This window comes from Mycobacterium sp. (assembly GCF_965277065.1).
Lineage (GTDB): Bacteria > Actinomycetota > Actinomycetes > Mycobacteriales > Mycobacteriaceae > Mycobacterium.
Genome location: NZ_CBDIBT010000019.1, coordinates 1,158,318 through 1,176,094 on the forward strand (window position 1 = coordinate 1,158,318; position 17,777 = coordinate 1,176,094).

Sequence of the window (17,777 nt, forward strand, 5' to 3'; positions counted from 1 at the left end):
CTCGCGGCTCTTCTAGGATGACCGCGTGGCACGACGTCCCCGCACGACCACCGAGAACCCGACGATCAGTCCGCAGCACGTCTTGTCGCTGCTGCGCTCGACCGTTCCACCCGTGCACCCCGCGGGTCTTCCGTTCATCTCCGCCGGCCTGGGATTGGCCCTGGTCGGCCGCCGCTCCCGGTGGCTGCGCCGAGCCGGCCTGCTGGCCGCCGGCGCCTGCGCCGGCTTCTTTCGGCACCCACCCCGGGTGCCGCCCACCCGCCCCGGCGTCGTTGTCGCACCGGCCGACGGCCAGGTGTGCCTGATCGAGTCGGCCGCGCCGCCGCCCGAGTTGGCGATGGGCGACGCGGAACTCACCCGGGTCAGCATCTTCCTGTCGGTGTTCGACGCCCACGTGCAGCGGGCCCCGGTGACCGGTGAAGTGATCGCCGTGCAACACCGGCCGGGTCTGTTCGGCTCGGCCGATCTTCCCGCCGCCAGCGACAGCAACGAGCGCAACAGTGTGCGGATCCGCACCGCGGGCGGAGTGGACATCGTCGCTGTACAGGTCGCCGGCCTGGTGGCGCGCCGCATCGTCTGCAACGTCCGCGTCGGCGACAAGCTCTCGATCGGCGACACCTACGGCCTGATCCGGTTCGGCTCGCGGCTGGACACCTACTTGCCCGCCGGCTCCCAGGTGTCGGTCAGCCTGGGTCAGCGCGCGATTGCCGGCGAGACGGTGCTGGCCGAGCTGCCGTGATTACCAGCAATAAGCCCCGAAGCAGACGGGTGGCCCCGCTGCGCATCCTGCCCAGCTCGATGAGCGTGCTGGCAATCTGCGCCGGGCTGACGTCGATCCGATTCGCGCTGGAAGGTCAGCCGTATGTGGCGATCGCGCTGATTGCCGCGGCCGCGATCCTCGACGGACTCGATGGCCGGGTGGCCCGGGCCCTGGATGCCGAGTCGCGGATGGGCGAGGAGATCGATTCACTGGCCGACGCGGTGAACTTCGGAGTGGCCCCCGCGGTTGTGCTCTACGTGACAATGCTGCCCGGGCTGCCCGCAGGCTGGGTTGTGGTCATGTTGTATGCGGTGTCAATCGTGTTGCGGCTGGCCAGATTCAACGCGTTGCTCGACGACGTTAGTCAGCCGTCGTTCACCCGGGAGTTCTTCGTCGGCGTGCCGGCACCCGCCGGCGCGATCTGCGCGCTCGGACCGCTGGCGGCCAAGCTACAGTTCGGCTCGGGCTGGTGGACGTCGCCATGGTTCGTCTGCACCTGGATCACGGCCTGCTCGATGCTGTTGGTCAGCCGGCTGCCGATGCGCAAGATGCACGCCGTCTCGGTGCCGCCGAACCTGGCCGCGCTGCTGCTGGCCGGGCTGACCATCGTCGCCGCCGCCGCGTTGCTGTTTCCCTACATCCTGATCATGGTGATCATCGCGGCCTACCTTTGCTACATCCCGTTCTCTGTGCGCAGCCACCATTGGCTGGCCGCGCACCCCGAGGCGTGGGGCGAGAAACCCAAGCAGCGGCGCGCCACCAGGCGTGCGATCCGCCGGGCGCAGCCCAGCCGCCGCCGGTCGGTGGCGCGACTCGGGCTGCGCCGGCCGACCGGCCGGACATGACTTCTGGCGCTCAGCTGACTCTGACCGCTCGGCTGAACACCTCTGCCGTCGACTCTCGCCGTGGCGTTATTCGCTTGCATCCCAATGCTATTGCCGCGCTCGGCATTCGGGAGTGGGATGCGGTGTCGATCACCGGCGCACGGACCACGACGGCGGTGGCCGGTATGGCCGGCCCGCAGACGCCGATCGGCACCGTGCTGCTGGACGACGTGACGCTGTCCAACGCCGGCCTGAGCGAGGACACGGCTGTGATCGTGGTCGCGGCAACCGTCTACGGCGCGCGGTCGGTGACGCTGAGCGGTTCGACGCTGACCACCCAGTCGGTTCCGTCGACGACGTTGCGACAAGCCTTGCTGGGCAAGGTGTTGACCGTCGGCGACGCGGTGTCGCTGCTGCCGCGCGATCTGGGCCCGGGCACCTCGACGTCGGTGGCGACGCGTGCCCTGGCCTCCGCGGTGGGCATCAGTTGGACGTCGGAACTGCTGACCGTGACCGGAGTGGACCCCACCGGCCCGGTGAGTGTGCAGCCGAATTCGTTGGTCACGTGGGGCAACGGGATCTCCGGCGGAACCCGCGCTACCGAACCGGAGCCGGTGATCGCCAAGGCGTCAGCGCTGACCGTCAACGACCTGAAGGGCGTCAGCGCGCAGGCGGCCAAGTTGACCGAGTGGCTCAAGCTTGCCCTCGACGAACCGCATCTTCTGCAAACTCTGGGCGCCACAACCAATTTGGGCGTGCTGGTGTCAGGCCCCGCCGGCGTCGGCAAGACGACGCTGGTCCGGGCGGTGTGCGCCGGGCGACGACTGGTCGAGCTCGACAGCCCCGAGGTCGGGGCGCTGGCCGCCGCCGACCGCCTGCAGCGCGTGGTCGCGGCGGCGTCGAAAGCGCGCGGTGTCGACAGTGGCGGCTCAGTGCTGCTCATCGCCGACATCGACGCACTGCTGCCGGCCACGACCGAACCCGTCGCGACGCTGATCCTGGCCGAGTTACGCAAGGCCGTCGCTGCGCCGGGCGTGGCGCTGATCGTGACCTCGGCCGTCCCGGAAAACCTCGACCCCCGCCTGCGCGCCCCGGACCTCTGCGACCGCGAACTGGTGCTGAGCCTGCCCGATGCGCCGACCCGTATCGCGCTGCTGCAGAGCCTGCTGAAGACCGCACCGACCGAGGACCTCGAACTCGGCGAGATCGCGGATCGGACACCAGGTTTCGTGGTCGCGGATCTTGCCGCGCTGGTGCGCGAGGCGGCATTGCGCGCAGCGGGGCGCGCCAGCTCGGACGGCAGCGCACCGAAGCTCACCCAGGATGACTTGCTCGGCGCGCTCACCGTCATCCGGCCGCTGTCCCGCTCGTCGACGATGGAGGTGTCGGTCGGCTCGATCACCCTGGCCGACGTCGGCGACATGGTCGAAACCAAGCAGGCCTTGACCGAGGCCGTGCTGTGGCCGCTGCAGCATCCCGACACCTTCGCCCGCCTCGGTGTCCAACCACCGCGCGGAGTGCTGCTCTACGGCCCACCGGGATGCGGCAAGACGTTCGTGGTGCGCGCGCTGGCCAGCACGGGACGGCTTTCGGTGCATGCCGTCAAAGGCTCTGAGCTGATGGACAAGTGGGTCGGCTCGTCGGAGAAGGCGGTTCGCGAATTGTTCGGCCGCGCGCGCGATTCGGCGCCGTCGCTGATCTTCCTCGACGAGATCGACGCGTTGACGCCGCGGCGCGGGCAGAGCACCGACTCCGGTGTCACCGATCGGGTGGTGGCCGCGCTGCTCACCGAACTCGACGGCATCGAGCCGTTGAACGACGTCGTCGTGATCGGCGCCACCAATCGGCCCGACCTGATCGACCCGGGCCTGCTGCGGCCCGGTCGGCTGGAAAAGCTCGTCTTCGTCGAACCGCCGGATGCGCAAGCGCGAGTGGACATCCTGCGCACGGCCGGCAAGTCGATTCCGCTGCGCGACGTGGATCTGGACGCTTTGGCCGCCGACCTGGACGGGTACAGCGCCGCCGACTGCGTGGCGCTGTTACGCGAGGCCGCGCTCACTGCCATGCGGCGCTCGGTCGACGCGGCCGAGATCACCGCCGCTGACGTCGCCGCAGCGCGCGAAAACGTGCGTCCCTCTTTGAATTCCGCGCAACTGGCCAACCTGCGGGCGTTCGCCGCGGAACGCTGAACCTTACACGGAGCGACGGTAGTAAAAGCTGGGCTGATCTTGCCCTGCCTCGGTAGCGGTATAACCGTGGCGCTCGTAGAAACGATGCGCGTCGGTGTCGGCGCCGTCGACCGCACTTTCGATCAGCCGGCTGCCACGCTCGCGGGTGAGCGATGCCACCGCGACCAAAAGCGCCGAGCCGATGCCGCGCCCGCGAACCTCCGGTACGACATACAGCTCGTCGACGAGGACGATGGGGCCGTCGTACCAGACGTTGGGGCGCAATGTCAGCAGCACAACCGCGACGGCGGGATCTCCTACAAGAAAAGCGACTACATCGGTACCGGCCAACAGGGGGCGCAGTCGGGTGGCTAATACGTCGGGCCCCGGTGTGGGCTCGTGATATTCCCGGTTGAAGGCGTCGAGCAATCGTGCCACCGTCTCGGCATCTGATGACGTCGCCGCTCGCGGTGCGGGGAAGCTCATGTGGGCGAGTATGGACGATACGTGTCGCAGTTGCTTGGGCCGACGAGCGGCGGCGGGGCGGTTCACCGACCACGCTAGCCAGTCGCACGATGTCGTAACGAAAACACATGCGGCACAATGGTGGACTCCCCGATCAGCTGTCCGATGAGATTGGTTTGCCGCTCGGCGACCTGCCATGCACGCTCGTTGCCGTACCTCGCTTGCAGTTCGGATTCAAATGTCTGCACTCGCTCCTGCCAGTGCGTCGGGGGATCCCAGATGTCGGCGGCGCTGCGCCACGCGTCGACGTACAGATCTGCCTGATGGATCAACTCGCTGAGCAGTTCGATGGTCGGGAAGAAGCTGTTGTCGGGCTCCCCGGCCGGTGACAGCTCGTCGGCGACCAGGACCAGCAGCCCGATGCGGCCGGGCGGGCGCACCACTCGGCGTAATTCGCTGAGCAACTCCAACTGCGACTCGGTCGTGCAGAGCACTCCCAGCGTCCATGCCGCATCGAATGCGCCATCGGCGAACGGCAACACGGCGGCGTCGGCGCGTATCGCCGGGAAGCCGAATAAGGCTCGGGACGCGTGATTTCCGCCGGCCTGCGGCTCCACCAGAGTCGGCCGAACGCCGCGATGTGCCGCCGCGTACGCTGCCGGTCCGCCTACGCCGGCACCGCAGTCCAGCAACGTCTCACCCGAGCCAAGATCCAGCTGATCGAGGAGCCAGTCGAGGACGGCCGGGCTTCCGCTGCCGCGGCAGCCCGCCGGGATGTGGAAATCCTGACCTAGATCCTTGGCGACGGTCGCGGTCCATTCGGCCATGGTGTCGAACTCGGCGTCCGCCGACTCGCTCACGCGGCATGCTCCGCGCGGATCCGGACGCCGACCTCGGCCTTGATCTCGGCGCCGCGGCGACTACCCGATGCCGACGCCAGACCGGACAGGTTGACTCCGTCAATACCCGGAATTTTTAACAACTCTCGCGCCTCGGTTACCGCAGCCTCGATCCCGGCCTCGACTGAATCAGGCGCGTTGACAACCCCGTCGACGACCGCGGTGTCCAGCTCCAGCCCGGGCAGGCCTTGCAGTACCGCGGCTGAAACGGAGTCGGTGAACACCGCTACCGCGGCCACAACCGGAATGTGCAGTCCGGCTGAACGCGCGTCATCCATGAACGCCGACAATGCCGACGCCGACGAAACATGGTTGAGCACAGCCAGACTCGCGCCGGCCCGCTGCTTCTCGACCAGCCGCGCGCCGCGGGCATGAACCGGTGGCGCGGTGGGCGTTTCGGGAACGGCGGCGATCATGTCGAGGGACGCGGCCAGCGCAACCAGCCGCGGGCCGTCCAGGTCGAAGGTCTGGGTGACGTCGGGCCGGACATCGTAGCCGCGCCCATCCCCGGTCACGCAGAACACCGTCGTCGCCCCGTTGAAGCGAAGGCCCCGCAACTCCTGCTCCAAAACAATGCGATTGCGGTCGCGGCATGACAGCGTGATCCACGGCTCCACTCCTTGCTCGAGCAGCAACCGGCTCATCACCGTCGGCGGGAAATCCGGGCGATTCTGATGCTCGCCCACCAGCACGGCGTCGCAGCTGCGCGCCAGCGTGGCCGCGGTCGCCGCGACGTCGGCGGCGTCGAACGGAGCGCAGCTGAAATCGCTGAGGATTAGCGGCGCCGGCACTGTTGGAACATGGGCCGCAGGGTCGGGCCAGGGCACGATGTCGGTGAAACTGCAGGGACCTGAACGCATTTCACACTGACCATCGGGCAGTACGCCACCGCATGGCCCGAATTGCATGCGTTTGGGGCATTCGAGGTCCATCATTTCCCCGAACAGTTACCCGCAAACGCGCAGCTGAAAACAACGTGGCCGTTTCTCCAAGACCGCCACTAGGCAGTCGTCCTACCCTTTCGACCATGACCGACGCGAAAGATATCGCCCGCCAGTCTTTCCGGCTCATGGAAACCGGCTACGCCGAATTGGCTCAGCGGATCATCGCGATGGCTGCGTGATGCGTTTTCGAACCTGCGCTCTGAGATTCGTCGAACCCTCGGAAAAAGGCGACACCGCGACGGCCGGATCACCCGCCATCGCGCGGTCCGCGACGATCTCGGTGTACTACTGCAACTCGGCTGGAAACCGTCTTAGAGCGGCGGGCCGTCGCCTTCGAGCTGAATGCGCACCAGCGCCTCATCGTGCGCGGCGGTGACGAACAGCTCATCGTAGCGGCGGCCACCGATGCAGACGTTGGTCGGCAGCGATCCGGCCGGCAGCGCGACGGTCCCGATACAGCGGCCCCAGGCGTCGATCACATCGATGCGATCGCCGCCGGTCAGCGCCACCCAATAGTCGCCGGGAGTGCTTACGGCCATACCGTCGGGCCAGCCGTCGACGAAGGTGTGCAGCAGCTCGGGCGCTCCGATGGGCCGGTAGTCGGGCGCAGTCATCGCGTAGGACAGCAGCTCCGACGAAACTGTGGCCGTCACGAGCAATGTCGAGCCGCCTTGATCGAAGCCCAGGCCGTTGATGAACACCGGCCCGTCGTCGATGATCTGCTGCGTCTCCCCCGACCCGACGTCGGTCGCATACACGTGCCCAGGCAGCCCCCCTCCAGGTGCGCTCATGTCGAATTTGCCACGCGTGTCGGTGATCCAGAGCCGTCCGTCCGGTCCGAACGTCAGATCGTTCGGCGCACCCAACCCCTCAACCAGGTACTCGACCTGGGTGCCGCGGATCACCTGAACGCCCGGCTCGGCGGGACCGCTTGCGCCCCACACGCCGCCGTTCTGCGCGACGTACAAGGTTCCGTCCGTGCCACAGGCCAAACCGTTCGGCCCTCCGCCAGTGTCGATGCGTTCGAGCGGGCCACCGCGCGGGTCGACGATGTAGACGCAGCCATGGCTGATCGACGTCAGCGCCACGCGATCGTCGGGCAGGCACACCGGACCCTCGGTGAATCCGAGGCCCTCTGCCATCAGCTCGATCTGCATGCCCACTACTCCGGATCCGGTAGCGGGCTCCACTCGGCCGACAGTCGCGCGCTGAACCGGGGAGCCCGCCGCTCCAGGTAGGCGTTGACGCCCTCGCGAGCGTCATCAGTCCCCATCACCCTATGGTGCAACTGGGTTTCCAGCGAGGCCACTTGCTGCGGCGTGTAGCCGTTGATCGCCGTATCCCACAGCAGCCGCTTGCTCAACGCTGCCGACATCGGCGCGATGTTGGTCGCGATGTCGCGGCCCCGCATACCAAGCAGGGAGTTCCGATCTTCATTAGCCTGGGTTCTGTCCGACAGCGTGGTCGCCCTGTTCAGCACTGCCGCGAAAGCGAGATCGGCCATGGCCATCACACGGACCGACGACGACAGCTGGGACATCACCGAGGGCGTCGGCGCGACGGCTCTCGGTGTTGCCATGGCCCGCGCCGCTGAATCCGATTGCGACTGCCCGCTGTTCACCGACCCCTACGCCCAGCTTTTTGTGGACGCCGCCATCGCACGCGGCTGGGACTCTTCCGATGTGGGCAGGCACCTACCCCTCGTCCAGGGGTACGCCGCAGCCCGCACCAAGTGGTTCGACGAGTACTTCATCGCCGCTGCCGCCAACGGCATCGACCAGGTCGTGATTCTGGCCGCGGGCCTGGACGCCCGCGCCTGGCGGTTGCCCTGGGTGTCCAGCAGCGTGGTCTACGAGATCGACCAACCTCAGGTGCTGGCGTTCAAAGCGGAGACGCTGGAAGCCCGCAACGCCCGCCCGGCCGTCCGGTATCGGCCGGTGCCGATCGATCTGCGGGCCGATTGGCCGACGGCACTGCAGGAAGCGGGTTTTGACCCGTCGACGCCGACGGCGTGGTCTGCCGAGGGGCTGCTGCCTTACCTGCCGGCAGCCGGTCAGGATCTGTTGTTCGACCGGATTTTGGAGCTCAGCGCCAGCGGTAGCCGGATCGCGGCAGAAGTGTTGCACCCGAACGCCTTCGACCAGGACTACCTCGAGCGGGGTCGTGCATTCCTGGGCGACGACGGGCTGGACCTTCCGGGGCTCTTGTTCAGCGAGGAACGCGCCGACCTCCGACATTGGCTGACCGACCGAGACTGGGCGGTCACCGCGATCGAGGCGCTGGATCTGCTTAGGCGCTACAACCGGACGCCGGCCGACGACCTCAAGGATCTGGCGCCTCGCAGCGTTTTCCTCGAAGGACGCCTGCACACGGTTCCGCGCTACGCCTGACGGCCTACTGTGAGAGCTGGAATTCGATGATCGCGGCGACCGAATCCACCGCCTCGCCCAGCGCCGTCAGCCGAGCGTGGGCCGTCGGGGCGGTCAGCACGGAGTAACGGTCGGCCGGCCCGATCGGGATACGGGATGCCAACGCGTACAACCGTTCTCCGGCATCGGAAAAGTCGAAGCCGGAGCCGAGCACTTCTTGGCGATCCGGCACTGGGAAGTCGCGGGCGTTGGCAATCCGCTCGAAAAGAGCCATCATCCGGTCTTCGAGGGCTTCGAGCTGGCCTGCGCTGACCGACTCTCCCGGCTCGTCGGGCCACTCCTCGACCACGGCCCGCGGGTAGGGGTCATCAGGTAGCCACTCGCACACCTTGATCCGCTCGGCCGTCTCACAGCGCAGCATGAATCGACCCGAATCGGCGACTTCGACGCATTCGGCGATCCTGGCCACCGTGCCGACGTCGCAGCGCATGTCGCCGCCGCCGACCTCGCGACCCTGCGAGATCAGCACCACACCGAACCGGGGGCTGTTGTCCCGCATGCAGTCTCGTACCATCTCGGCGTAACGAGGCTCGAAGATCTGCAGCGGCAGATCCTCCCCAGGCAGAAATGCCGATTGCAACGGAAACATTGCCAGGCGGCCGAATTCAGTTGCGGACCCCATCAGATCTTCAATTCGGCGACCAGCGCATCGACGACGGCGCGCAGATCTCCGTCGTGCTCCTCGGCGACCCGCCGCTGCCGTTGATACGACGCCCCGCGCCGGGGTATCTCGGCCACCGCGGCCAATTCGTCCGCGCAATCCAATGACGCGGCAACGGGTTCCAGCCGGTTCAGCAGCTCGTCGAGGTCCTCGGTGACCAGGCGCTCGTTGCTGTCCGCGTCGAGAATGATGATGGCGTCCAGCCCGTAGCGGCCCGCGCGCCACTTGTTTTCCTGGTTGTGCCACGGCGGCATGGTGGGCAGCGTCTCACCGGCGTCCAGTCGCCGCTCGAGATCCACCACCAGGCAGTGCGTCAACGCAACCAGCGCGCCGAGTTCGCGGATGTTGGACACCCCGTCGCAGACCCGCACCTCGAGGGTTCCGTTGTGCGGCGACGGACGAACGTCCCACCGCACCTCGTTGACGTCCTCGATGATCCCGGTCTTCTTCTGGTCGTGAACGAAACCCTCGAACTGGTCCCACTTTTCGAACTGGAACGGCAAGCCGGCGGTGGGAAGCTGCTGGAACATCATTGCCCTGTTGCTGGCGTAGCCGGTGTCGTCGCCAACCCACCAGGGCGACGAGGCGGACAGCGCCAGCAGATGTGGATACCAGTTGAGCAATGCCGACATCACCGGCATCACCTTGTCCGGCGAGGAAACCCCGATGTGCACGTGGACTCCCCAGATCAGCATCTGGCGGCCCCACCACTGGGTGCGCTTGATCAGTTCGGCGTATCGCGGCGCATCGGTCAGCTGCTGCGTGGACCAACTCGCGAACGGATGGGTCCCCGCGCCGAACAACTCCATGTCACGCTCGCGGACGATCGGCAGAACGGATTTCAGCGTGGATTGAAGATCGTCCATCGCCTGAGCGGTGGAGTCACAAATGCCGGTGACGATTTCCACCGTGTTGCGCAGCAGTTCCTTGTGTACGTGTCTGTTTTCCCCGATTTCGGCGAAAACCGCCGTGGCTTCGTTGCTCAGGTCGCGCGTCTGCGCGTCGACGAGCGCGAACTCCCATTCGACGCCAAGTGTCGGGCGGGGCGATGACGCGAAGTTCACCCTGATAGCGATACCCCTGTCCGATGAGGAACTAACCGGAGCCGATCACACCGCAGGCCACCCGCTTGCCGGCGTCGCCAGTCGACATCGTCGTCTGGTCGGGTCCGGGTGCGCCGTTGACCTGGTTGTAGCGGTCTGCCGGGATGTTGCCGAAGTTGTCGGCGCCGGCGTGGATCATGATCGCGGTTCCCGCACCGGCAAGCAGGTCGGCCTTGGTGAACCCATCAGTGGTGGTTTCGAGCAGTCCACTGCCGTCCTTGCGCACTTGCAACGAGGTCAGGTCGCCGCTTTCGTGTACGCCGTTAGCCATGAAGTGCCCGCCCGCGGACAGGAAGTCACCGGGCGCACCACCGGTCGGAGCGGTGGAATTGGCCTCGCATTTGCCGACCGAGTGGATGTGCACGCCATGGAAGCCGGGGCTCAGCTGGCCGGTCCCGGTGGTCTCGATAGTGATCGTCACGTAGCCCTGATTGAACTCGAACTTCGCGGTGGCGATCTTCGTGCCGGTCGGCCCGTTCAGCTGTGTAGTCAGACTGTCGGTCCCGCCCTGCTGACCGGTGGGCTCCGCACTCGATGGCGCTGGCGAGCCGGTCCAGATCGGCGGCTGAGTGCCGGGAGAGGTCGCCGGCGGTTGGTTCGGCTTGCAGGCGCTCATCAGCGCGGCCGAGGTGGCGAGTGGGATTAGAGAAGCGGCGGCGGCCACTTTGCGGCTCCGGGCGGACTTAAGCATGGGGAGAGCCTATCTCGACGACGAGGCGGGTAGGAACGACCCATTGAGGAGCGGGATCAATCAAACCGAGCCGCTGTTGTCCGGCGATCAGCCGACGGCTCAGTCTTGTCGGAGTGTGATGTCTCAGGACATCGGTGACAGTTCTGCATCAGGACATCGGTGACAGTTTGTGTGTCAGGACTTCGGTGACGGTTTCCCGGGTTTGGGACGTTGGCCGCGGGGTCGTCCGTTGCCGACGTATTTGGTGCCGGGTGTGGGTCGAGTGTGCTCGGCAAGGACCTCGCCTTGAGTATCGGTCACGATTATCTTGTCGCCGTCGGTGAAGACCAGGACCCGCTCGAAGGCGCGTTGCACGTCGACCATGTAGGTGACCGAGTCCAGCCCGATGGTGCCTGCGGTGGTCACCCTTCTTACGCGGGCGCCGTCGGGCAGGTCCACCAATGCTCGTGGCGCGGGCCGCGGGAGTGGTGAGGGCCGGTCGAACAGCGCCCGAACGTGTTTGGGGCGTGGCGCGTCGGCTTTCGGCGTAGCTTCCCATGCGGTCAGCGGTGTGACGCGCCCAGGGAGCCCCTGGTGGGGCCGTTCGGTGTTGTAGATGTGGTCGAACGCGTCAACCTGAGCTTGGAGTCCGGCCAGCGTGTCGGCCAGTGGCTGCTTGTCCAGATAACGGAACAGCGTCTGGTGGAAGCGTTCGTTCTTTCCCTGAGTGGTCGGCTTATAGGGCTTGCCGGTGATCGCTTCGACCCCGAGTGCACGTGCGTGTTGGACGAGTTGACCGATGTAGCCCCGGCGGGACGGGTTTAGGGCAGCCCCGTTGTCGCTCAGGAGCCGTTGGGGCACCCCGTGGGCGGCCACCGCCTTGTCAAAGGGCGTCAGTCAGACCGAGGGTCACCACCAGCGGCGAACGGGCAAGACCATCCTCACCCGAACCGGTTTAACAGAATCAATGTCGGCCTGTTGCCTCACGTCAAGATGCGCGCGAAGGGGGATTCGTTGCCTCACGTAAACGTGCGCGCTTGTTGATTGGAGCTGTGGCGCCGGGTGCGGCTTTGCTGGTTGCGAGGGTGAACAGCTGGGCGGTGAGGGCTTGGACCTGGCGTTGGGTGGCGGCAGGATTGATCAGCGAGTAGGTCCGGGTTAGCGCCACGATGCGTTCCACGGTCATGGTGGGGTGATCGATTGCGCGATGAAATGGGGTGGTGGCGGTGTCGTGTTTCTTGGACACTTTGGCCCCTACGCGGACCTTGGAGATCAATTTCTGCTGCGGGTAGAAGTAGTTGGTCAGCCTGGAGTGCAACTGCCAGATCTCGTTGAGTAGCAACAGTTCTGCAGGGGTGTCGTAGCGATGGTAGCCGACCACGATGCGCACCACTGCCCAGTTTTTCTGCTCGACGTAACAACCGTCGTTCTTATTGCCCGGTCGTGCACGGGTGAAGGTGATCTGGCGTCCTTGGCACCATCCCAGCAGGTGGTCGTTGATGAATTCTGATCCGTTGTCGCAGTCCACGCCCAGGATCGGGAACGGCATTTTGCGGGCGATGTCATTGAGTGCTGCCAGGACGCATTTGGCGGTCTTGTCCGGCACCGAGCGATTCTCGGTCCAGCCGGTAGCGATATCGGTGACCGTCAGCGTGAACACATGGCCTCCACCCCGGTTGCCGCCGTCATGCCAGACCAAGTCGATCTCGACGAACCCCGGTCGAGCGTCGTCCCACTCGGCCCAGGTGCGCACCGGGATCTGGCTTTTGAGCAGCGACCCCGGCTTTGTCCCCACACGTCCCCGCAGCCGGCATTTAGCTCGCTGATCAGCCAGCCGGCGATCGATGGTGGCTGCCGACATCGACGCCAGCAGCTCAGCGGTGCCTTCGTCGATGGACAGCTCACCGAAATGACGCAGCACTGCCACCAGTTCGCCCAGCATGGGCGCGAGCCGTTTGCCGGCCGGCATTCCCAGCACTGCCCAGCAGACCGTCAAAGCCGCGATGACATCGGGCCCGTACTTCACCGGCCGCGGACTGCGCGGCGCAACGATCTTAGGCAGCAGCGACGCTGCAAGCGCCTTACGCGCATGGTTTCGATGCCACCCCGTATTGGCGCACAACTCATCCAGAATCCGACTCTTACCGCGCTTGCTCGCCAGCTGGTAGCGGGCTGCAGCCGCCTCAGTGATTGCTCTGCGCTCTGCCAACGTCAACCCCATCCACTGGGCGTACGCGCGCATTTTCCATGAGGCAACGAAGCACCCTTTCGCGCGCATTTCTGACGAGTCAACGCGGTCGGCCTGTTGCCTCACGTCAAGATGCGCGCGAAGGGGGATTCGTTGCCTCACGTAAACGTGCGCGCTTGTTGATTGGAGCTGTGGCGCCGGGTGCGGCTTTGCTGGTTGCGAGGGTGAACAGCTGGGCGGTGAGGGCTTGGACCTGGCGTTGGGTGGCGGCAGGATTGATCAGCGAGTAGGTCCGGGTTAGCGCCACGATGCGTTCCACGGTCATGGTGGGGTGATCGATTGCGCGATGAAATGGGGTGGTGGCGGTGTCGTGTTTCTTGGACACTTTGGCCCCTACGCGGACCTTGGAGATCAATTTCTGCTGCGGGTAGAAGTAGTTGGTCAGCCTGGAGTGCAACTGCCAGATCTCGTTGAGTAGCAACAGTTCTGCAGGGGTGTCGTAGCGATGGTAGCCGACCACGATGCGCACCACTGCCCAGTTTTTCTGCTCGACGTAACAACCGTCGTTCTTATTGCCCGGTCGTGCACGGGTGAAGGTGATCTGGCGTCCTTGGCACCATCCCAGCAGGTGGTCGTTGATGAATTCTGATCCGTTGTCGCAGTCCACGCCCAGGATCGGGAACGGCATTTTGCGGGCGATGTCATTGAGTGCTGCCAGGACGCATTTGGCGGTCTTGTCCGGCACCGAGCGATTCTCGGTCCAGCCGGTAGCGATATCGGTGACCGTCAGCGTGAACACATGGCCTCCACCCCGGTTGCCGCCGTCATGCCAGACCAAGTCGATCTCGACGAACCCCGGTCGAGCGTCGTCCCACTCGGCCCAGGTGCGCACCGGGATCTGGCTTTTGAGCAGCGACCCCGGCTTTGTCCCCACACGTCCCCGCAGCCGGCATTTAGCTCGCTGATCAGCCAGCCGGCGATCGATGGTGGCTGCCGACATCGACGCCAGCAGCTCAGCGGTGCCTTCGTCGATGGACAGCTCACCGAAATGACGCAGCACTGCCACCAGTTCGCCCAGCATGGGCGCGAGCCGTTTGCCGGCCGGCATTCCCAGCACTGCCCAGCAGACCGTCAAAGCCGCGATGACATCGGGCCCGTACTTCACCGGCCGCGGACTGCGCGGCGCAACGATCTTAGGCAGCAGCGACGCTGCAAGCGCCTTACGCGCATGGTTTCGATGCCACCCCGTATTGGCGCACAACTCATCCAGAATCCGACTCTTACCGCGCTTGCTCGCCAGCTGGTAGCGGGCTGCAGCCGCCTCAGTGATTGCTCTGCGCTCTGCCAACGTCAACCCCATCCACTGGGCGTACGCGCGCATTTTCCATGAGGCAACGAAGCACCCTTTCGCGCGCATTTCTGACGAGTCAACGCGGTCGGAGCCTTCGTGCATAATCGAAAACATGTTCGAACAAGGGTCAGGCTTGGCGTCGTCGCCGGAGGTGATAGCCCGTTTCGATGAGCTGTTCGAGCGTCGTTACCCGACGCGCACCACGGAGTCGGCCGCATTGCTGGATCGAATCGGCGCATCCTGGCGTGCGCAGAATCGCGGCGCCGCCGCGGGGTTGACGGCGATCGGTGATTTGTTCGCGTATCGACTGACGCGTTGCTCGGACACCGAGGACTGGGCCGTCGACACCGAGGCGGCGGTGTGCGCCGAGGTGGCCGCCGCATTGCGCATGAGTCAGGCTCTCGCGGCGAGCCAACTGCGTTACGCCCGCGCGATGCGGGAGCGGCTGCCGAAATTGGCTGACGTCTTTCGAGCCGGTGGCATCGATCAACGGACGTTCGCGACGATCGTGTATCGCACCGACCTGATCACCGACAGCGAGGTACTCGCGACCGTCGATGGCCAGCTCGCCGTGGCCGTGGAGCGTTGGCCATCGATGACGCGCAGTCGGCTGGCCGGACACATCGACAAGATCGTCGCCAAGGCCGACCGTGATGCGGTGCGGCGACGCACCGAGCGACGTAACGAACGAGAGGTGTGGTTCGACGACATCGGCGACGGCCTGTCAGAGATCCACGGCAGCCTGCTCACTCCCCTAGCACGCGCCGTAGACACGCGGCTCACCGCGTTGGCCGCCACGGTGTGTGAGCACGATCCGCGCACTCGCGAGCAACGCCGTGCCGACGCGCTGGGCGCTCTCGCCACCGGAGCCGATCGCCTGGGCTGTCAATGCGGACGAGATGACTGTGCTGCCGGAAAACGTTCCGCCGCAACATCGGTGGTGGTTCACGTGATCGCCGAGGCCGCGGCCGGCGACGCGGGCTACAGGTCAGCCTCTGAAGTACGCGCCGACGGGCTGGTCGGGCCCGAGCTCATCGCCGAGTTGGCCGCTCACGCGAAGCTGGTGCCCCTTATTCATCCACTCGATGCCACACCCGAGCCGGGATACCTGCCGTCGAAAGCACTCGCGGATTTCGTGCGATGCCGGGACCTGACGTGTCGCTGGCCGGGTTGCGACCACCCGGCATTCGACTGCGACATCGACCACAGCATCCCCCACGCCGACGGCGGGCCCACCCATGCCTCGAACCTGAAGTGCTACTGCCGTACTCATCACTTGGTCAAGACGTTCTGGGGTTGGCGTGATCGGCAGTTGCCCGACGGCACAGTCATTCTCGACTCGCCGTCAGGTAAGACCTACGTCACCACACCGGGCAGCGCGCTGCTGTTTCCCAGCCTGTGCTCGCCCACCGGCGATCTGCGGCCACCGGAACCCCGTGCGCCAGAGGACTACTGCGACGAGCGGACCGCGATGATGCCCAGACGCCGGCGCACCCGTGGACAAGACCGCGCCTACCGGATCAGCACCGAGCGGCAACAAAACCACCGTGCGCGCACGACCCGCCGGGCCCGCCGCCTCAGTTACTTCGATCTGGGCCCGCCGGGGCCCGGCGACGATCCGCCGCCGTTCTAGCGGCGGGTCCACTTCACGCAGGGATGACCACGAGCGCGGGTGGTTTGTCTGAATCGCCCGACTAACTGGGCTCCGGTAGTACGTTCCGGCAGCATGAATGGATCTGTGTCATGCCGGGTCGAGCAACTGACGAGCGCGAAACCTGAAGCGATATATGACGTACTGATGGATGTCGAGCACTGGTCGGATTTCATGCCGACGGTATCGGCCGCGCAGTGGGAGCAGCGCGGAGAGCCTGACACAGCAAAGGGTGGTGTTAGGCGGATGCGCATCGGGCTGAGCGATATACGCGACCTGATCGTCGATGGCACCCGACCGCATCACCACGCCTACGCCGCATCGCTCCCCTGGTACATGCTGCTCAAGGATTACCGGGGTGATATCCGGATTGAAGAAGCTGCGAACGGGTCCCGCATCGTCTGGACGGTGACGTGCGTGTCGCGCATTCTCCCGGAGAAATCAGTGCAGTCGGCGCTCGAAGCGTCCTATGCGCGATTAGCGGCGGCGCTGGCGAACGAAGCGGAGGGCACCACGCGGACTGAGTGAGGCGCACTGAGGTTGCCTGATCAGCAGTTGGCTGACCGCACAGTCGTTCTCGACTCCTCAACGGGAAAGACCTATGTCGCCCCGGCAGTCAGCGACGACGATCCGCCGCCGTTCTATCGGCGCGTCAGCCAGCGACGACGACGATGACGCCGGGCGGCTGATCGGAGACGTCCGGCGTCCGCGCCGCGACCGGTGCTTTGAGAATCTTGCCGATCGCCTCGGCGGTTTCCTGTTCGCCGGCAGCACTTCCGAAGTACACCGTGGTGGCCGACACCTTGGGCAACGTCAGGTTGCCGATTTCGGTGACGTTGTAACCGCCCTGCTTGATCTGGTCGGCGGCCTTACTGGCGATACCCGCCTGGCTGGAAATGTTGTAGACCCGCACGTCGGACTTGGCCGCCGCGACCTTGGTCGTCGTCTTGGTCGCTGCTGAGGTGGTGGTCGCGCTCGCCACCGATGAGTCGTCGTCGGTGTTGCTGCCCGATCCCAGGGCCTGAAACCCGACCAGCAAAAAGATGACGCCGAGAAACAGCAGCACCATCACCATGGCCCGCAAAGGGAGCCCAGTCGAGTCGGGAACGCGCTCATTCATTGACGTCACTGTATCCAGGAGTGCGGGAAAACCCACGCCGACGCCCGGTGAGCAGGCAAAATTCTCAGGTGAGCTCGAACCCCAGCCGTCGAGCGGCCCGCGCCTTCTGGCGGCTGGCGCGCAGTCGACGGAGACGTTTCACGAGCATCGGATCGGCGGCTAATGCCTCGGGTCGGTCGACCAACGCATTGAGCACTCGGTAATAAGCCGTGGCCGACATTCCGAACAAATCTTTGATCGCTTCTTCTTTGGCGCCGGCGTATTTCCACCATTGGCGTTCGAAGGCCAAAATGTCGTGTTCGCGGCGAGTCAACCCATCGGCGAGTCCAGAGTCGTCTCCCGATCGATTAGCCCGCGCCATGGCGCTGTCCATATCGCTTCCTCGACCCTTTCGGCAAATCTCGAATGCTCGCTGCTCCGGCGATTATTCAACCACGCCGACAACTGTTGACCTGTAAGCCAGACCCGCGAGTCGGCCGACTACGTGAGGTTGCATGCCGCACGACTACTCCGCAATCGCGGCAGATCGTCGGCACGCTCGCTT

At 65.6% G+C, this 17,777-nt stretch carries 17 protein-coding genes and 2 pseudogenes; 6 read left to right on the forward strand and 13 right to left on the reverse strand.

The window, feature by feature from the left end:
- Positions 1–25: 25 nt before the first annotated feature.
- From ACQY5A_RS22860 to ACQY5A_RS22870, 3 genes are read left to right on the forward strand one after another with little or no spacing between them, the layout of a single operon-like run.
- The gene (locus ACQY5A_RS22860) at positions 26–739 is read left to right on the forward strand and encodes a phosphatidylserine decarboxylase (protein ID WP_428342559.1); all 714 of its coding nucleotides are present in this window, start codon (positions 26–28) and stop codon (positions 737–739) included.
- The gene (locus ACQY5A_RS22865; protein ID WP_428343297.1) at positions 739–1,605 is read left to right on the forward strand and encodes a CDP-alcohol phosphatidyltransferase family protein; all 867 of its coding nucleotides are present in this window, start codon (positions 739–741) and stop codon (positions 1,603–1,605) included. Before ACQY5A_RS22860 ends, ACQY5A_RS22865 begins: the two co-directional genes overlap by 1 nt.
- Positions 1,602–3,773, forward strand: coding sequence for an AAA family ATPase (locus tag ACQY5A_RS22870; protein WP_428342560.1), 2,172 nt, complete (start codon positions 1,602–1,604; stop codon positions 3,771–3,773). The genes ACQY5A_RS22865 and ACQY5A_RS22870 overlap by 4 nt, the downstream gene beginning before the upstream one ends.
- A 3-nt stretch (positions 3,774–3,776) precedes the next feature.
- Here ACQY5A_RS22870 and ACQY5A_RS22875 read toward each other — a convergent pair whose 3' ends face one another.
- The 5 genes and pseudogenes from ACQY5A_RS22875 to ACQY5A_RS22895 all read right to left on the reverse strand — a co-directional run.
- Positions 3,777–4,238 (reverse strand): GNAT family N-acetyltransferase, encoded by a 462-nt coding sequence (locus ACQY5A_RS22875; RefSeq protein WP_428342561.1) that lies wholly within the window; start codon positions 4,236–4,238, stop codon positions 3,777–3,779.
- A gap of 74 nt (positions 4,239–4,312) precedes the next feature.
- Positions 4,313–5,077, reverse strand: coding sequence for a class I SAM-dependent methyltransferase (locus ACQY5A_RS22880; RefSeq protein WP_428342562.1), 765 nt, complete (start codon positions 5,075–5,077; stop codon positions 4,313–4,315).
- Complete coding sequence (locus tag ACQY5A_RS22885; protein ID WP_428343298.1) at positions 5,074–6,048, reverse strand: methylenetetrahydrofolate reductase; 975 nt, start codon at positions 6,046–6,048, stop codon at positions 5,074–5,076. The genes ACQY5A_RS22880 and ACQY5A_RS22885 overlap by 4 nt, the downstream gene beginning before the upstream one ends.
- A gap of 323 nt (positions 6,049–6,371) precedes the next feature.
- Complete coding sequence (locus ACQY5A_RS22890) at positions 6,372–7,250, reverse strand: SMP-30/gluconolactonase/LRE family protein (protein ID WP_428342563.1); 879 nt, start codon at positions 7,248–7,250, stop codon at positions 6,372–6,374.
- Positions 7,223–7,462, reverse strand: a pseudogene (locus ACQY5A_RS22895) (crotonase); the annotation flags it as partial. The gene ACQY5A_RS22890 and the pseudogene ACQY5A_RS22895, both read right to left, overlap by 28 nt.
- Before the next feature lie 100 nt (positions 7,463–7,562).
- On the opposite strand from ACQY5A_RS22895, the gene ACQY5A_RS22900 reads away from it, so the two are divergent.
- Entirely contained in the window at positions 7,563–8,450 is an 888-nt protein-coding gene (locus ACQY5A_RS22900) for an SAM-dependent methyltransferase (RefSeq protein WP_428342564.1), read from the forward strand.
- A gap of 4 nt (positions 8,451–8,454) precedes the next feature.
- Here the strand turns inward: ACQY5A_RS22900 and ACQY5A_RS22905 are convergent, their stop codons facing one another.
- The 6 genes and pseudogenes from ACQY5A_RS22905 to ACQY5A_RS22930 form a co-directional block, all read right to left on the reverse strand.
- Positions 8,455–9,111, reverse strand: coding sequence for an LON peptidase substrate-binding domain-containing protein (locus ACQY5A_RS22905; protein WP_428342565.1), 657 nt, complete (start codon positions 9,109–9,111; stop codon positions 8,455–8,457).
- Positions 9,111–10,226, reverse strand: coding sequence for a glutamate--cysteine ligase (locus tag ACQY5A_RS22910; protein ID WP_428343299.1), 1,116 nt, complete (start codon positions 10,224–10,226; stop codon positions 9,111–9,113). Before ACQY5A_RS22910 ends, ACQY5A_RS22905 begins: the two co-directional genes overlap by 1 nt.
- 19 nt (positions 10,227–10,245) lie before the next feature.
- Entirely contained in the window at positions 10,246–10,944 is a 699-nt protein-coding gene (sodC, locus tag ACQY5A_RS22915) for a superoxide dismutase[Cu-Zn] (RefSeq protein ID WP_428342566.1), read from the reverse strand.
- A 174-nt stretch (positions 10,945–11,118) separates the two neighbouring features.
- A pseudogene (locus tag ACQY5A_RS22920) lies at positions 11,119–11,811 on the reverse strand (integrase core domain-containing protein); the annotation flags it as partial.
- Positions 11,812–11,911: 100 nt separating this feature from the next.
- The gene (locus ACQY5A_RS22925) at positions 11,912–13,165 is read right to left on the reverse strand and encodes a DDE-type integrase/transposase/recombinase (RefSeq protein ID WP_428342567.1); all 1,254 of its coding nucleotides are present in this window, start codon (positions 13,163–13,165) and stop codon (positions 11,912–11,914) included.
- A gap of 73 nt (positions 13,166–13,238) precedes the next feature.
- On the reverse strand, positions 13,239–14,492 hold the full coding sequence (locus ACQY5A_RS22930; RefSeq protein WP_428342567.1) for a DDE-type integrase/transposase/recombinase: 1,254 nt from the start codon (positions 14,490–14,492) through the stop codon (positions 13,239–13,241).
- Positions 14,493–14,574: 82 nt separating this feature from the next.
- Between ACQY5A_RS22930 and ACQY5A_RS22935 the strand changes: the two genes are divergently transcribed.
- Both ACQY5A_RS22935 and ACQY5A_RS22940 read left to right on the forward strand, forming a co-directional pair.
- Complete coding sequence (locus ACQY5A_RS22935) at positions 14,575–16,095, forward strand: HNH endonuclease signature motif containing protein (protein WP_428342568.1); 1,521 nt, start codon at positions 14,575–14,577, stop codon at positions 16,093–16,095.
- A 93-nt stretch (positions 16,096–16,188) separates the two neighbouring features.
- Positions 16,189–16,641, forward strand: coding sequence for an SRPBCC family protein (locus ACQY5A_RS22940; RefSeq protein ID WP_428342569.1), 453 nt, complete (start codon positions 16,189–16,191; stop codon positions 16,639–16,641).
- A 124-nt stretch (positions 16,642–16,765) separates the two neighbouring features.
- Here ACQY5A_RS22940 and ACQY5A_RS22945 read toward each other — a convergent pair whose 3' ends face one another.
- Complete coding sequence (locus ACQY5A_RS22945; RefSeq protein WP_428342570.1) at positions 16,766–17,233, reverse strand: LytR C-terminal domain-containing protein; 468 nt, start codon at positions 17,231–17,233, stop codon at positions 16,766–16,768.
- 64 nt (positions 17,234–17,297) lie between these two features.
- Entirely contained in the window at positions 17,298–17,606 is a 309-nt protein-coding gene (locus ACQY5A_RS22950; RefSeq protein ID WP_428342571.1) for a DUF3263 domain-containing protein, read from the reverse strand.
- Between the last annotated feature and the right edge of the window lie 171 nt (positions 17,607–17,777).

What these genes read in the sequence shown, in the direction of transcription:
- ACQY5A_RS22870 (WP_428342560.1), top strand. Translation starts at nt 1,602, where the DNA reads ATGACTTCTGGCGCTCAGCTGACTCTGACCGCTCGGCTGAACACCTCT.
- ACQY5A_RS22875 (WP_428342561.1), bottom strand. Translation starts at nt 4,238, where the DNA reads ATGAGCTTCCCCGCACCGCGAGCGGCGACGTCATCAGATGCCGAGACG.
- ACQY5A_RS22885 (WP_428343298.1), bottom strand. Translation starts at nt 6,048, where the DNA reads ATGGACCTCGAATGCCCCAAACGCATGCAATTCGGGCCATGCGGTGGC.
- ACQY5A_RS22900 (WP_428342564.1), top strand. Translation starts at nt 7,563, where the DNA reads ATGGCCATCACACGGACCGACGACGACAGCTGGGACATCACCGAGGGC.
- ACQY5A_RS22905 (WP_428342565.1), bottom strand. Translation starts at nt 9,111, where the DNA reads ATGGGGTCCGCAACTGAATTCGGCCGCCTGGCAATGTTTCCGTTGCAA.
- sodC (WP_428342566.1), bottom strand. Translation starts at nt 10,944, where the DNA reads ATGCTTAAGTCCGCCCGGAGCCGCAAAGTGGCCGCCGCCGCTTCTCTA.
- ACQY5A_RS22925 (WP_428342567.1), bottom strand. Translation starts at nt 13,165, where the DNA reads ATGCGCGCGTACGCCCAGTGGATGGGGTTGACGTTGGCAGAGCGCAGA.
- ACQY5A_RS22930 (WP_428342567.1), bottom strand. Translation starts at nt 14,492, where the DNA reads ATGCGCGCGTACGCCCAGTGGATGGGGTTGACGTTGGCAGAGCGCAGA.
- ACQY5A_RS22935 (WP_428342568.1), top strand. Translation starts at nt 14,575, where the DNA reads ATGTTCGAACAAGGGTCAGGCTTGGCGTCGTCGCCGGAGGTGATAGCC.
- ACQY5A_RS22940 (WP_428342569.1), top strand. Translation starts at nt 16,189, where the DNA reads ATGAATGGATCTGTGTCATGCCGGGTCGAGCAACTGACGAGCGCGAAA.
- ACQY5A_RS22945 (WP_428342570.1), bottom strand. Translation starts at nt 17,233, where the DNA reads ATGAATGAGCGCGTTCCCGACTCGACTGGGCTCCCTTTGCGGGCCATG.
- ACQY5A_RS22950 (WP_428342571.1), bottom strand. Translation starts at nt 17,606, where the DNA reads ATGGACAGCGCCATGGCGCGGGCTAATCGATCGGGAGACGACTCTGGA.